We start from the raw sequence: 14,372 nt of genomic DNA, 5'->3' as shown, positions 1-14,372 counted from the left end.
ATTATTATAGGAGTCGGTTCAATTTTATATGAATCGACTCCTTTCTTGTTTTTGTTTAAAAATCACATTCCATTTCAGTTCTTTTATAGGCAAAATCATAAGTGATTTCTAACAGCGAATCGCTAATATTCACTAACTGGTTTGGATCCACACCGAAGTATCTAATTAGAAATTGCACCATGTTTTGTCGCTCTTTTTCTGTAATCATCTAAACACTCCCTTAATTATGATATATAACAGTATATTTAGTTAATCTCTGATATATAACAGATAGTAGCCCAATTTCAAAAATTTTTTTCTTACTCTTATTGTATAAAAATGTTATTTACGAAACTTTTAGAAAATATTTACGTAGATAAAATATAAACGACAACAAGAGGGGCGATTTAGCATGAAAAAACTACTTTTAGCGGGAGCAGGAATCTTGCTTTTGGCAGGTGGAATTATTTTCTATTCCGAATTTAGAACAGTAAATTTTGTGGATGCATTTCTCACAAACCCTGATGAATTAGCAGATAAAGTACATCGTGTGACGATTTGGGGAGAAGGGGATCATGAATCTTTTGAAGCTTTAGCAATTTTCAACCAAAGTGATGAGGACTTTGATGAAATACTTGCTGCTTTAAGTGAATGGGAAGTAAAAAGAACGTTATTCCAAGATATAGATTATACAAACATGTACAAAATGGATATTGCAAATAATGCCCAACCAATTAACCCAGTCGTACTCAAGATTACACCTGATGGGATGATGAATATTCATGGCAAGGAATACAAGCTTATAAGTGGCAGTTCCATGGAAGAATTGATCGACATAGCGAAATGAAGTCAGGGGGGGAATTAAGTTGAAAAAACTGATTTTACCATTACTGGGGTTGTGGATTTTGGCAGCTCTCTTCATTTTTTATCCCGAATTTAAAACAAGGAATTTTATGGATGCATTTATTACAAGCCCAGAAAACGTAGAGGAAGTGGTGCAAGGTATTAACATTAGGAAGGATGGGGGAATTGTAGCCATTCTGAAGCCGACTGATGAGAAATATGATGAAGTACTTGCTGAATTAAGAAGTTGGGAAGTGAAAAAAGCCATGTTTAAAGACATGGATTATAGTCAGGAAATAGTTGAATTAGATATTATGACAGATGGCAAGCAACTGAATTCATTCCATATGGCAATAACGAATAATGGAATGATCGACATTCGCGGTAAGGAATACGAGCTTGTTGATGGTAGTTCAATAGAAGAAATAATAGAAGTGGTGAAATAATTACTATGAAATATAAGAAGTAACGCTGTTGATTAAGGTATCAACAGCGTAAAATCAATCCAACTAATCTTTATCAATATTATGTGATGTACTGGTATAGGCTAGTGGTGTTCTATGAGCTTTTTTGTGAGCGGCATAAAGTAATGAAGGAGAAGCCCACCGAAACAAACTGTCAATATAGTTCCAATGCCGATTGGTCCTTTAAAAATCATAGCCATAACCAAGAATAACACGTATATAATTGTTCTCGACCAGAAGATGCTTGTTCCCGCTAATTCTTGAATGATTAATGTCAGCCGGTCAACAGGAATAGGGGCAAAATTAGTCTGCAAATAGATGGCAGTTCCGAGTCCTATTACAACTAAGCCGATTCCAAAACAGATTAATTTGCTGTACCATAGATCAGGAGTTATTAAGTTATGCAATAAAAATAGCCACACATCAATACCAATTCCCGTTATTACTGCTGTTAGCAACCCTGAAACTTCGGGTCTTCGTCTTTTTAAAATGGCATTACAACCAATCAATAATGCAGCAATTACTATTTCCCAACTCCCCACAGTAAGCCCCACATTTTTGGCTAATCCTACTAAAAGAGCGTCAAAAGGGGAAGTACCCAGGTTCGATTGTATAGAGAAGGTAATTCCAAGAGTTAATAATAAAATGCCAATCACATAAAAAACATACTTCACTCTTCTCTACCTCTAAATACGAGGCAATTCTTTGCGCATGAGAACATGTGGGATGCCATCTTCCATAAAGATGTCTGAATCAGTATAATACCCAAGATTTTTATAAAAACCTTCTGCATGAGTCTGACCATGCAGCTTAACTTGCGAAGCACCGCGTTCTTGGGCAATTTCTTCCAATGCTTTAATAATGACTTTTCCAAGTCCGAAGTTGCGGTAAGCTTTCAGGATGCAGATTCTTTCCAATTTACCTACACCATCAACAAACCGGACCCTTCCCGTACCAACTGGCTGCTCATTGTAATGAACCAGTATGTGTTCGCAAAGTCCATCCAGATGATCAAATTGATCGTATTCATCCTCTAATGGAACACCTTGTTCCAGGACAAACACATCATTTCTTATCGCAAATGCCGCGTTTAACTCTTCCTGATTCACTATTCTAATTGCATTCATTATTATCAGTCCTTTAATAACATGATTATTTGTTGCATTTACAACAAAGTTGAATTAACTTTAATATATAATAAATTTTGTTGCATTTGCAACATAAATATAAAAACAAGGAGTCCAAGATGAAGGAAATACTTCGTGAAATTGGAATGATTGCAAGGGCACTGGATTCGATAAGTAATATAGAGTTTAAAGAATTGGACCTTACAAAAGGGCAGTATTTGTACCTTGTGCGAATATTTGAAAATCCTGGAATCATTCAGGAAAAGCTAGCGGAAATGATAAAAGTAGATCGAACAACAGCAGCTCGGGCCATCAAAAAACTGGAGAGTAATGGCTTTATTGAAAAGAAAGATGATGAAAGTAACAAAAAAATAAATAGGCTTTTTCCAACAGAAAAAGGGAAAGGAGTTTATCCATTTATTAAAAGAGAACATGATTATTCCAATCTTGTTGCATTAAACGGATTTTCTGAAGAAGAAGCAGAATCCATCTATCATCTTCTTCAAAGAGTGCGAACTAATGTAGAAAAAGATTGGGAATTTGTAAAAAAGGGGAACAAAAGAGATTACTGATGGAGGGGCCAATTAATATGACGATAAAAATAAAAAAGTGTACATTTGAAGACTTGCAAACACTTCAAGAAATAAGCATCGAAACATTCAACGAAACGTTTAAGGACCAGAATTCACCTGAAAACATGAAAACTTATTTGGAAAGAGCATTCAACCTAAAACAATTGGAAGAGGAGTTATCAAATCCATTTTCACAATTCCTATTGCTTTATTTTAATGAGGAAGTTGCCGGTTATTTAAAGGTTAATACTGGCGATGCCCAGTCCGAAAAAATAGGCGATCAATCACTTGAAGTAGAGAGAATTTACATTAAAAGCAAATTTCAAAAGCATGGACTTGGAAAGTATCTGCTCAGTCAAGCGATTGAAATGGCGGTAGCACTCCATAAAAAGGAAGTCTGGCTAGGCGTATGGGAAAAGAATGAGAATGCCATTGCGTTTTATAAGAAAATGGGATTTGTTCAAACAGGGGTCCACTCATTTTATATGGGCGAGGAAGAACAGAGTGACTATATAATGACAAAATCAATTCTTTAACTTCTGTAAATTTTACTAGAATTGCGGTAAAATATGGTTAAAAAAGGAAATGATCTATCTTGAATTGAGCAATACGTTTTATATAAAAATGTATTGCTTTCTTTTTTATAAATGTTGTTGCAGAAAGGAAAAGGAATCTAAAAGGTTAAAAGGAGGTACACAATGGGCTTTAAAGAAGAATTTAAGCGAGAGATGCGTAATATCAAGAATGATGCAGCTAAAGAGGTCGACAAATATTGGTCGATCGATTTTGAAGGGCACAAGGTCGAAATACATAATAAAATGCTGGAAGAAAGTTTGCTAGTGGATGGTCGTATGATTGCAAGCAATAAACGGAAGTCCATTTGGTCCCATATATTCCCGTATTCAACTTTGTCGGGTAAATTTCAAACAAATGATGGTAAGCTCCATAAAGTGCATGTAAAAATAGGTGGATTTGTCCATTTGAATATTTCGGTGAAAGTCGATGGAAAGATTCTATTAAAGGAAGTAATAACACTTGAGTTTCTACCATGGGCAAACAAAGAAATGATCGTCCCATATCTTGAACAACAGATAAAAGATCATAACAAAATTATTAATACAGATTTACCTGATGATGCTTATCTAGTAGATGAAAATCATCCAAAGCTGGCTCCTGGCTTATCGGACCAGTTAGTTTCCGAAGGAGTGACACCCTTCTATACAAAAAAACTCCTCAAATTATTTATGGAGCAAGTCGAAAATCCAACAAACCAAACACGAAAAGCAACCTATGAGAAAATTAAAGATGAGAAAGCAATCAGTTATTTCCATGAACTGATAGAGCTATTCACACAGGAAGATAAGGATGAGCAGCAGGTAAAGCAAGAAGCGATTTGGTTACTTGAAAATGCAGCCCACCGGGAAGTCGTGAAATTCGCAGTCATTATTCTGGGATGCATGAACTGCGAAAGCATAAAGGATCGACTACAGGTGATAGCTTTACATGAAGAATTTACAGGAGTTGCTTTGTTTGCACTCAAAAACGGGACAAGCAATGCGAACGAGACAATTTGGCAAATTGCCAAGTCCGTAAACGGTTGGGGAAAGATTGAAGCAATTAACTTTTTAGAGCCAAATACGGAAGAGATTCAATTCTGGCTTTTAACTGAAGGTACAAAAAATAATGTGATGAATAGCAATTCTTCTCTTATTTGTGCTGAAAAGGGAAAGCTCGATATTATGCTGCATGAATCAGATATTTCAAAAGAGTTATTTATCGGCGCTGGGGAAATCATCTTAGGGCTACTAGGTAATGAGGCATATCAAGCAATTGATGACTATGAATATGCCGGCCAGGTGCTTATGCGTTATACCCATCATGCGAAAACACATTGTCGTGATCTGGAGCAATTTTATATATTGACACGTATAGCTGAGTACATGAACGAAAGTGAGGAGATATGGGAGGAACGATACGCTGCCAATTGGAAAAGTCATGAACGGCAATCAGTAAATGACACAATTGAAGTAATAGCGGGAAATCCAATTTGGGTACAACAAACATTGACATTACTCCAATCTGAAAGTACAAATTATACACAAGCATTAGCGGTTGCGCAGTATCTTGAATTGGACGTTGCAGAGTTGGTGAAGAAAAGCTAAATAACGAGGCAATCATTTAATCATCCCATAAATTGAAAAAGACGAAATTAGCATGAACGCAAAAAGTGAAAAAGAAATTCTACTGGAAAGTAGCGAGGAAGTTAAGTCATAAACGAGTGATGAATCTAATAAACTTACATACCAATGAAGAAATAATCGCAAAAAAGTAGTATAAGTGGACGAAATGGAGTAATCTATACAGCTATTTTGCAGCTAATACTTCCCATCATTACACATGGGCTATAAAAAATATGAAGCAATTGCAAAATCTTTATAAAAGAAGACGGGGTAAGGAGGATAATTAACCTAATCAAATCATTATATGGAAACATTTTCTATATGGTTTGCGTTTTGTGTAATAAAGGTGTACCTATAGGAGGAGTTGCATGGGAGAATTAGATTTTGTACTCATTATTAAAATGATACTTATTGGGTTAGTTCAAGGTTTTACAGAACCGATACCGGTATCGTCCAGTGGACACGTAATGATTGTCAGTGAAATTTTGGGACTCGGTGAACAAGGATTTATGTTCGCTATACTAACCAATACGGCGTCGCTGCTTGCGATTCTTTACATTTACAGAAAAGATATTATAAGGCTTGCCAGCAATTCCATTCAATATTTGAAAACAAAAAATCGCCGTTATCGGAGCGACTACCGTTTTGTTTGCTTTATCATCATTGGTACGATTCCTGCAGGGGTTCTTGGTGTTCTATTGAATGACTATATTGCAGAAAATGTCAGTATGACAATCATTGCCCTCATGTTATTTGTCACGGGGCTGGCCTTGTGGATAATTCGTAATATAAAAGGGGTGAAGGATGAACGTGATATCACGAGTAGGGATGCGTTCATTGTTGGGTTAGGACAGGCTGTTGCTTTAACGCCAGGAATTAGCCGTTCCGGTGCAACGATTATTTCGGCAATTGCCGTTGGAATGAAACAAGATACGGCACTTCGTTTTTCCTTTATGTTGTATATCCCGGTGAGTCTTGGGGGAGTTATATTAGGTTTTTCTGACTTTTTAAATGAACCTAATAAAGCAGATCTGGCAATCCCCTACTTAGCTGCATTTATCGCTACACTTTTTATGACCTATTTCGCAATGAAGTGGTTTATGGGCATTATGAAAACGGGCAAGCTCGTTTATTTTACATATTATTGTTTCATAGTAGGGACATTACTATTGATTTTCTTCTAACAGGGGCTCCTCTTCATAAGGGGAAGCCTTCTTTTTGTGTGGTTTCCGAAGTAAAAAGATGAACCTTTTCCAAAAGTCATTTGTTTATACAGTATAACGGAAAGAAAGGAGTGCGTTGGATTGACAGAAAGAGAGCTATTCAATTCTTATAACAAGGATGTATACCGAACTTGTTATTACATGCTGCGTAACGAACAAGATGCAGAAGATCTCTGTCATGACGTATTTGTCACCGTTTTCCGCCAGGATTGGAGAAGCGTTGAACATATACGGGCTTGGATACTGCGCATAACCATGAATCACTGCTTAAACCTACTTAAAAAGAATCAATCGAAGCAGAAAAAGCAAAACCAAGTCCAATTGTTCCATGAGCAGACGACAGGAACGGTTAAAACCGTAGATACTATTGTAATGGAAAGGGCGGTTGCCGAGGAGTGGGGAGAATTGCTGAAGCAGCTCCCAGATAAATTGATGGCCGTTATTACTCTTCGCTATATTGGTGAGCTAACTATTAAGGAAATTGCCGAAATCCTCAAGATTCCTGTAGGGACCGTGAAATCAAGAAATAACAAAGCCTTGAAAATCCTGCGAAAAAAACTCGAGCACAATCACAACATTTGGTTGAAGGGAGAGAATCAATATGGAACGCATTGAGGGAAAACTTAAAAAAGAGCTAAAGACATCAAATAAAGTACCTTATCCAGACTTTGATCGGATGTGGAGCAGTATCCAGCAAGATGAGCTGAAGGATACCAGCATGGAACCGATTGCGGTACGCTCACGGAATAGAAAGCGATTTGCTATGGTTGCAGGATTATCAGTAGCGTTGTTGGCTACACCGGTTTATGCAGCCCTGACTTACGATTGGTCAGATATTCTATCTCATAGACAGGGTATTGAGTCCGCATTAGAAAAAGGACTTGGACAAACGATTGAACAATCCATTACTAAGGACGGCATTACGTTAACCGTACATACGGCGTTTATCGATGATAATAGAACCTTCCTGCTCTACAGTTTGAAACCTGACTCATCATGGGATGGAAAGAATATAAGCTTTGATCGAATCGGACTGAAAGATGACGGGGGTAACTTCATCGAAGGTCATTATGTACAGCGCTGGAATGAAGACAGTGGTCTATTTCAAGGTTACTTTGAGACCGACTGGATTGCTGAAGGAACTACGGCCAATATTGAATTTTCAATGGAGGATATCCAGTTCATTGATGATGGGAAACAGTCCATCAACTATGACCCCAACAATTCTAAAAAGCAAGAATTCCAAATTCAAAAGGATGGGATTGGCAGCGTGACCTTGCAATCTTTTGAACAAGCCGAGGATCGTGTGTTGCTTCAATCGTCCGTTACATTTACGAATCCCGAAATGCAGAACAAAAGCTGGGTGCGCATCCACGCCATCAATGAAAGGAATGAACCGATTCGGGAAGCTGAAACTTCAAAATTCGGAGCTCCGGGAGCATCCGGAGAATACGTGAGCGAGCAAATATTCCAATCTGACACTTTACGTGCTGAAGGAACTCAATTCCAGCTTTTCTATGATCGTACACTAAAAACCGTTGAGGGAACTTGGGGCTTGGATTTAGCTCTATCTAAAAAGAAGTTGGAAAATGGTTCATTTAGGGAGGTTTTAAATATCCCATTTGAAGGTGGGGTTGAAGGAACAGAATTCCATGAAATGATCGTAACACCTACCCAGATTCGCCTAATCCTTACTAATGAAAAGTACATTCTTCTTCCATACATGGACTATCAACTAGACGTAGGTGGAACTATGTTAGACGGGGCCATATGGCATACCAAGCATCCCGATAAGATGGAGTTGCGCTTCGAAATGTCCGGACTGGACTGGGCTTCTCTTGCAGAACAACCCGTGAGCCTAATAGCTAAACACCGTGTTGATATATTTGAAGGCAACGACAATTCGATTCGTTTGACCGACATATCAAGTGAGCAACAAAGCATAACTACCAAAATAGCTGGGTATCCGGTCACATGGACTTATTATTTGAAGGATAATAATTTATATGTAGAATCCTTGAGCTCAGACCCGACGTTCGGAGGAGTCACTCAAACCTATTATCTGAATGGTAATGACAGGAATTATGGGAAGCCTGCGATGCTGGGATTAAGGGGCGATGGGAATAATAAAAATATGGACATATATGAAAACTTCGACAAGACAGAGCTCGATATTTACATTTATCAGTATACAACCAATCACCCTAATGATGAGATGCGCATTCCACTTAAGGCTGGGAAATAACCTTTTAAAAGTGATAAATGGAAGAGCATTTTAGCAATGTAGCAATAATTGCATATTCTTGCCTCCAATGAATCAAAATAATATTGATATTCACTTGATTGGGTCATAGCGATCCTCTGACGCTCAGAATGATAGTGGAATTCAATTAGCTACCACATTGGAGGATAGAAATTTGAAAATTAAAGCTGCAGTTACAAATGCACAAGGTGAGGATTTTATTGTTGAAGAAGTGGAATTGGCAGCACCTAAAGCAAATGAGGTGTTGGTGAAAATTGTGGCGACAGGTGTTTGCCACACGGATGCAGTTGCACGCGATGCAGCAATTGCACCACTGCCGGCGGTATTAGGGCATGAAGGGGCAGGGATTATAGAAGAAGTGGGTGGAGGTGTTACTCGTTTTGAAAAAGGCGACCACGTAGTATTATCATTTGCACATTGTGGTCATTGCGATCATTGTTTAACAGGTCACCCAACAGTTTGCGAAACATTTAATGACTTAAACTTTGGGGGTACACATAATGATTCCACCCACCGGTTGTCAAAAGATGGACAGCCACTTTCAACGTTCTTCGGTCAATCTTCCTTTGGCACATTTGCTGTTGCTCACGAACGCAATGTTGTAAAAGTTGATAAAGAAGTAGATTTAGCATTACTCGGTCCTTTAGGTTGTGGTATTCAAACAGGGGCGGGTACGGTTCTTAATAAACTCAAGCCAGAATTCGGATCAACGATTGCCATTTATGGTGCGGGTGCTGTTGGCTTAAGTGCTGTTATGGCGGCAAAAATTGTAGGCAGTAAAACAATTATTGCTGTTGATGTCCACGACTCACGCTTAGAGCTAGCGAAAGAACTAGGTGCAACACATACATTTAATGGAACAAAAGTAGATGTAGTAAAAGAAATTAAAGAATTAACAAGTGGCGGTACCAATTACGCAGTAGATACAACAGGGGTACCGCCTGTAGTTCGTCAATGTTTACAAGCTTTGCGACCACTGGGCGTCGCAGCAATCGTTGGTGTGACACCTGAAATGAATATAGATGTTCATAACGATATAATGGCTGAAGGCAAAACAATGGTAGGTGTCATCGAGGGAGATTCAGTACCTAATGTCTTTATTCCGCAATTAGTTGACTACTACAAAGCTGGTCAATTCCCATTTGATAAATTAGTAAAATTCTACGATTTCGACCAAATTAATGAAGCATTCTTGGCATCCAAAAATGGCGAGGCAATTAAACCGATTTTGCGTATTCAATAAAATCTCCACAATGTTCCAATATGTATAAGATTCAGTAATAAAAAACCGTTGTTTGCAAAGAATAGATTTATGCAGTAAAAATATTCTTTGGAGGGCAACCGTTATGTCTGAGCAACAAACAATGCTTACATCTAGTGAAATTGCGTCGATATGGACGAACTATATGAATGATAGTATGTCTAAGTGTGTGTTGAGCTATTTCTTAAATCATGTAGAAGATGAGGAAATTAAATCCATTATCCAATTTTCCTACAATCTATCCGCAACCCATATTGAAAAGTTAACAAGTATTTACAATGAGGAACAAATGCCGATGCCTTCGGGATTTACTGAGAATGATGTGAATATAAACGCCCCACGAATGTATACTGATACCTATATGTTAACCTATATAAACCATATGGCAAAAGTTGGAATGCTTGCATTTAGCGGATTTACTTCATTGAGCGCCAGGGATGATATAAGGAATTACTTCATTGAAGGTCTTAATGAATCCTCGAAGTTATTCGAGAGGAGTTCGAAAGTGCTTCTTGCAAAAGGCTTATTTGTAAGAGCGCCATATGTAGCCTATCCAACCAAAACAGATTATGTAGACAGTAAAAAATATCTAAGCGGGCTAAATCCCTTCAGTAATAAACGTCCTTTAAATATGGTTGAAATATCTTATCTATACATGAATATTCAAACAAATGCACTAGGAAGCAAAATTGCTCAAAGCTTTGCACAAGCATCACCTGTTGAGAAAATTCAAAAATGGTTTTTAAAGGGAAAAGAAATTTCACAGAAACATATTCAGATATTTACCAAAGCCCTGCTTGATAATGATATACAACCACCTGTTTCACCTGATGTTTGTATAACAGATTCTACGATTTCGCCCTTTTCGGATAAATTAATAATGTTCCATATGGCCTTGCTTGTTACAGCTGGAATAGGAAATTATGCAACGGCAGCAGCCGCAAGCCAAAGAAGTGACTTGATTCTTAACTACGAACGTTTATCCCTAGAAATTGCCCAATATGCAAAAGACGGTTCCGACATCCTGATTGAAAATGGATGGCTGGAACAACCGCCAGGAACAAAGGACAAGGATCTACTAACGAAGAAAAAAAATACTGTGGATTGATTCGAGATGGCAAAGGAAGGTCAAATTGAGAAAATCCTTTGGAGTATTGCTCTACCTGGCTTCGGGCAAATTCTGAATGGTCAATTTCTTAAGGGTGTATTGTTTGTTGGATTAGAAGTTTTAATCAATGTTCAAGCAAATCTAAACAAAGTGATTGTTTACAGCTTTCAGGGCAACATGAAGGGAGCTATTGAAAGTACCAATTATGATTGGCTCATGTTTTATCCATGTCTTTATATGTTCGCTATATGGGATGCCTATCGGGAAGTAAAGGGAGAGACAGGAACGGTTTCTTTTATGCCCTTTGTCTTTAGCGCCTATTTCGGAACAATCGGGGTAATCTATTCTTCAAATCTGGAGTTGTTCGGGGTTTTGTTTGGTCCTGTCTTTTTGCCGATATTATTTTTGATTTTAGGAATAGGCATCGGCTTACTTATAAAAATGATAGTTAGGAATATAAAAAAGAGGACTGACTGGCTTCGATAAGGATTTTGATGCTAAATATTATGCTTATAAAAGAAGCATTTTGGCAGAGTAAATGCTTTTGTAAATTTATTGTATAAAGAGGCATTTCCAACAAGGATTTGCTTTTTTTTTGTGGAAATTATTATAAATGAGCTCATTTTATAATTTGAACACAGGGAGGAATTCGATGAACATAAGGCTTGCCGAAGCAAAAGACGTTGAGCAATTAATCAAGATGCGCTGGGATTTTACCATTGAGCACGATGAGAGTAAAATCAACTGTTCCTATACTAAGTTTGCGTCGGAATTTCACTCATTTTTTGAAAAGGCTTTATCCAGTGGTCAATGGTTTGTTTGGGTAGTAGAAGAAGCTGGAAAGATTGTTTCCCATATATACATAGAATTAATACACAAAGTACCGCGGCCGGGTAGAGTTACACATCCATTTGTTTATATGACAAATGTCTATACAGTGCCGGAATATCGAAATATGGGCGTTGGAAGTAAACTGCTTAGCTTTATTAATAATTGGATTGAGGAAAACGAATATGAGTTTGTGATTGTATGGCCAAGTGATGAAGCGATTCCCTATTATCTTAAAAATGGCTATGTACATTGTAAGGAGCCGATGGAGTATTTCCCGAGTTAGATGAGGGGATTGGTTGGTCGTCGGGGGACAATTAGGAAGGCAAAGAAAAAACCCGGAAATTAATCCGGGTCTGATTACACATGATCCACGATTCAGTTAGATTTCCTTAGAGAAAACGTCCATCCGCACTCATCGGGTTAACCCTCCCAATTCATTGGATTTAAAGTGAAATCTCTAATAGTATGGGACAATTACTATGTTTTATACTTAGAAAAATTAAAAACCCGGAATTAATCCGGGTCTGATTACACTACATTTTGTTATCCATGACACGCTGCCTCGCTTTCGCATTGTACCTTAAGATGAACTCAAGATATTGCACAAGCTTATTCAGTTAGACGGTCCTTCAGAGAAAACGACCATTCGCACTCATCGGGTTAACCCTCCCAAGTCATTGGATTTGAAGTGAAATCTCTTATAGTATAGACGAATTTGCATATTTCATGCGCCAAAAAGAAAAAACCCGGAATAAATTCCGGGCCTGATTACACATGTATCCACGATTTAAGTCAGATTTCCTTAGAGAAAACGATCATCCGCACTCATCGGGTTAACCCTCCCAATTCATTGGAATCGAAGTGAAATCTCTTATAGTATAGACTGAATAAAATTTATCATACGTCATGTTAGAAATAATTTTTATGGGAAATTTAAAACTAAATCAACTATAAAATCGAAATCAAAACAGTGTTTTTCATGCGGACCGGAATTAGGAGGGCTTTACTATGATAAAACGTATGGTAACAAAGGAAATGTTAAATGAAAACCCGTATGAAAAGTGGAATCAATTTATTGATCTGCTTGCTATGGAGGAATACGGGGATTTAACTCAAATACAAAAGGTTGCACAACTTTGTTTTTGGTATGATTCCGAAGTCCAAAATGGAGGGCATTTATAATATTTTATTAACCGGGGGGCAAAATTGGTAAAGGAAAGTGTTAATGCTCTAAATAAAATAGGTGCAAATCAACAAGCCATTATTCTCACTAGGGCAGTCAACATCTTTAACACCATGCAGCTATCAAGTATTGACGATGTAGAGGATTATATTGAGGCGACGGAAGAGGGGAAATTCCTAAAACTGGATTTAGAATATTATGCACTGGAGCCAACAGTCAATGATTTCTTAGAGAAGTATCTGGAGCAACATGAAGCAGAATTTATTATTGAATAGAACTGACAATATTCTTAGTACATAATAAAAAACTCAAAAATTGGCGGTGACCCTAAAAGTTGATTATCGCCAATTTTTGAGGAACAGCGGCTCAACCTGTATTTGCAGAAGATTGTGGGGCACTATCTTTCTTCTTATACATAGCCAAGAATACAATCATAATAAGGATACAGAGTGCACCGATCCATTGGAATATCCCAAAAGGCTCTCTTAACCAAAAGACGGTTGTTAAGACCGCTGCCAATGGTTCTATGCTTCCCAAAAGACTTGATTCTTTAGGAGCCAGGCTTTGCAGACTTTCAATATAAAACCAAAAGGCAATCATCGTACCGAAAATAATAACAAACACTAAGTAAAAATAAGCTTCCCCTGTAAAACTATTCATGTCGATCTGCCATGGAGGGTGGATAAAGCTTAAAGCGAAGCCTCCGATAATCATAGCCCAACCAACGATGACGAGGGAATCAAATTGCTTTAATAAAGGGATTGCATATAACGTATAAAAAGCAAGGGCTACGCCTGATAAAACACCCCAAATAATAGCAAGCGGGGGTACTGAAAATTTGGAGATGGAGCCATTTGTCAATAAGAAAAAGCAACCAATCAAGGCCAATGAAACTGTCCATACATCTCCTCGAGTCAAAGAGCTTTGTTTACGGAGAATGGCGTAAATGATAATCATGACGGGAGCAAGATACTGCAAGAGTGTTGCAACGGCCGCATTTCCGTGTTTAATCGATGCCATATATGTATACTGGACTGCCAACATACCAAGTAAACCGAAAATGATTAAATGAATAGCTACTTTTCCTTCTTTCCATACTCCTAAAATTTGCGAACGATCCTTAAAGGCAAACTGAACTGCCAATAGTAAAACGCCCGCTATAAGTAATCGAGTTGTGACAAGCCAATCAACATCAACCCCGTATTGTTGAAAAAGTTTTTGTGCAACTGTGCCGCCGATCCCCCAAAACATGGCTCCTGTGATAACTAGAAGCATACCTTTGTTTCGATTCATCCTAAAACCGCCTTTAAATATGAAAATAGTATTATAATATCTTTA

Annotated in this window: 18 protein-coding genes and 1 pseudogene; 15 read left to right on the top strand and 4 right to left on the bottom strand. The window is 37.8% G+C overall.

The window, feature by feature from the left end:
• Positions 1 to 55: 55 nt before the first annotated feature.
• Positions 56 to 208, bottom strand: coding sequence for a hypothetical protein (locus tag QYB95_RS12690; RefSeq protein WP_301138699.1), 153 nt, complete (start codon positions 206 to 208; stop codon positions 56 to 58).
• Between the two features lie 183 nt (positions 209 to 391).
• On the opposite strand from QYB95_RS12690, the gene QYB95_RS12685 reads away from it, so the two are divergent.
• Both QYB95_RS12685 and QYB95_RS12680 read left to right on the top strand, forming a co-directional pair.
• Complete coding sequence (locus QYB95_RS12685) at positions 392 to 826, top strand: hypothetical protein (RefSeq protein WP_301138698.1); 435 nt, start codon at positions 392 to 394, stop codon at positions 824 to 826.
• Positions 827 to 845: 19 nt separating this feature from the next.
• Positions 846 to 1,268, top strand: coding sequence for a hypothetical protein (locus tag QYB95_RS12680; protein ID WP_301138697.1), 423 nt, complete (start codon positions 846 to 848; stop codon positions 1,266 to 1,268).
• A 101-nt stretch (positions 1,269 to 1,369) separates the two neighbouring features.
• On the opposite strand, the gene QYB95_RS12675 is transcribed toward QYB95_RS12680, so the two are convergent.
• The gene (locus QYB95_RS12675) at positions 1,370 to 1,960 is read right to left on the bottom strand and encodes a YczE/YyaS/YitT family protein (RefSeq protein ID WP_301138696.1); all 591 of its coding nucleotides are present in this window, start codon (positions 1,958 to 1,960) and stop codon (positions 1,370 to 1,372) included.
• Between the two features lie 12 nt (positions 1,961 to 1,972).
• Entirely contained in the window at positions 1,973 to 2,413 is a 441-nt protein-coding gene (locus QYB95_RS12670; RefSeq protein WP_301138695.1) for a GNAT family N-acetyltransferase, read from the bottom strand.
• A 119-nt stretch (positions 2,414 to 2,532) separates the two neighbouring features.
• Here QYB95_RS12670 and QYB95_RS12665 point away from each other — a divergent pair, with 119 nt between their 5' ends.
• From QYB95_RS12665 to QYB95_RS12605, 13 genes and pseudogenes are all read left to right on the top strand, one after another.
• Positions 2,533 to 2,985, top strand: coding sequence for a MarR family winged helix-turn-helix transcriptional regulator (locus QYB95_RS12665; protein WP_301138694.1), 453 nt, complete (start codon positions 2,533 to 2,535; stop codon positions 2,983 to 2,985).
• 17 nt (positions 2,986 to 3,002) lie between these two features.
• On the top strand, positions 3,003 to 3,521 hold the full coding sequence (gene paiA, locus QYB95_RS12660; RefSeq protein WP_301138693.1) for a spermidine/spermine N(1)-acetyltransferase: 519 nt from the start codon (positions 3,003 to 3,005) through the stop codon (positions 3,519 to 3,521).
• A 162-nt stretch (positions 3,522 to 3,683) separates the two neighbouring features.
• The gene (locus tag QYB95_RS12655; protein WP_301138692.1) at positions 3,684 to 5,147 is read left to right on the top strand and encodes a hypothetical protein; all 1,464 of its coding nucleotides are present in this window, start codon (positions 3,684 to 3,686) and stop codon (positions 5,145 to 5,147) included.
• A gap of 212 nt (positions 5,148 to 5,359) precedes the next feature.
• Positions 5,360 to 5,452 (top strand): annotated as a pseudogene (locus tag QYB95_RS12650) (hypothetical protein); the annotation flags it as partial.
• Between the two features lie 81 nt (positions 5,453 to 5,533).
• Positions 5,534 to 6,349 carry an undecaprenyl-diphosphate phosphatase gene (locus tag QYB95_RS12645; protein WP_301138691.1) on the top strand — a complete coding sequence of 272 codons (816 nt, stop codon included), beginning with the start codon at positions 5,534 to 5,536 and terminating at the stop codon, positions 6,347 to 6,349.
• A gap of 120 nt (positions 6,350 to 6,469) precedes the next feature.
• Positions 6,470 to 7,003 (top strand): RNA polymerase sigma factor, encoded by a 534-nt coding sequence (locus QYB95_RS12640; RefSeq protein ID WP_301138690.1) that lies wholly within the window; start codon positions 6,470 to 6,472, stop codon positions 7,001 to 7,003.
• Complete coding sequence (locus tag QYB95_RS12635) at positions 6,990 to 8,633, top strand: DUF4179 domain-containing protein (protein WP_301138689.1); 1,644 nt, start codon at positions 6,990 to 6,992, stop codon at positions 8,631 to 8,633. The genes QYB95_RS12640 and QYB95_RS12635 overlap by 14 nt, the downstream gene beginning before the upstream one ends.
• Before the next feature lie 172 nt (positions 8,634 to 8,805).
• Entirely contained in the window at positions 8,806 to 9,894 is a 1,089-nt protein-coding gene (locus QYB95_RS12630; protein ID WP_301138688.1) for an NAD(P)-dependent alcohol dehydrogenase, read from the top strand.
• Positions 9,895 to 9,997: 103 nt separating this feature from the next.
• Positions 9,998 to 11,020, top strand: a complete 1,023-nt coding sequence (locus tag QYB95_RS12625; protein WP_301138687.1) for a DUF3231 family protein — start codon at positions 9,998 to 10,000, stop codon at positions 11,018 to 11,020.
• Between the two features lie 6 nt (positions 11,021 to 11,026).
• Positions 11,027 to 11,506 (top strand): hypothetical protein, encoded by a 480-nt coding sequence (locus QYB95_RS12620; protein ID WP_301138686.1) that lies wholly within the window; start codon positions 11,027 to 11,029, stop codon positions 11,504 to 11,506.
• A gap of 166 nt (positions 11,507 to 11,672) precedes the next feature.
• Entirely contained in the window at positions 11,673 to 12,134 is a 462-nt protein-coding gene (locus QYB95_RS12615) for a GNAT family N-acetyltransferase (RefSeq protein ID WP_301138685.1), read from the top strand.
• Between the two features lie 725 nt (positions 12,135 to 12,859).
• Positions 12,860 to 13,033 carry a hypothetical protein gene (locus tag QYB95_RS12610; protein ID WP_301138684.1) on the top strand — a complete coding sequence of 58 codons (174 nt, stop codon included), beginning with the start codon at positions 12,860 to 12,862 and terminating at the stop codon, positions 13,031 to 13,033.
• Between the two features lie 6 nt (positions 13,034 to 13,039).
• The gene (locus tag QYB95_RS12605) at positions 13,040 to 13,309 is read left to right on the top strand and encodes a DMP19 family protein (RefSeq protein ID WP_301138790.1); all 270 of its coding nucleotides are present in this window, start codon (positions 13,040 to 13,042) and stop codon (positions 13,307 to 13,309) included.
• 91 nt (positions 13,310 to 13,400) lie between these two features.
• On the opposite strand, the gene QYB95_RS12600 is transcribed toward QYB95_RS12605, so the two are convergent.
• A complete protein-coding gene (locus tag QYB95_RS12600; protein ID WP_301138683.1) occupies positions 13,401 to 14,327 on the bottom strand; it encodes a DMT family transporter in 927 nt (308 codons plus the stop codon).
• Positions 14,328 to 14,372 lie beyond the last annotated feature (45 nt).

Origin of the sequence: Ureibacillus aquaedulcis, from assembly GCF_030418165.1 — a bacterium.
GTDB classification, from domain to species: Bacteria; Bacillota; Bacilli; order Bacillales_A; family Planococcaceae; genus Ureibacillus; species Ureibacillus aquaedulcis.
The sequence above is the reverse complement of the archived record's forward strand: the minus strand, read 5'-3'. Positions and strand labels throughout refer to the sequence as shown.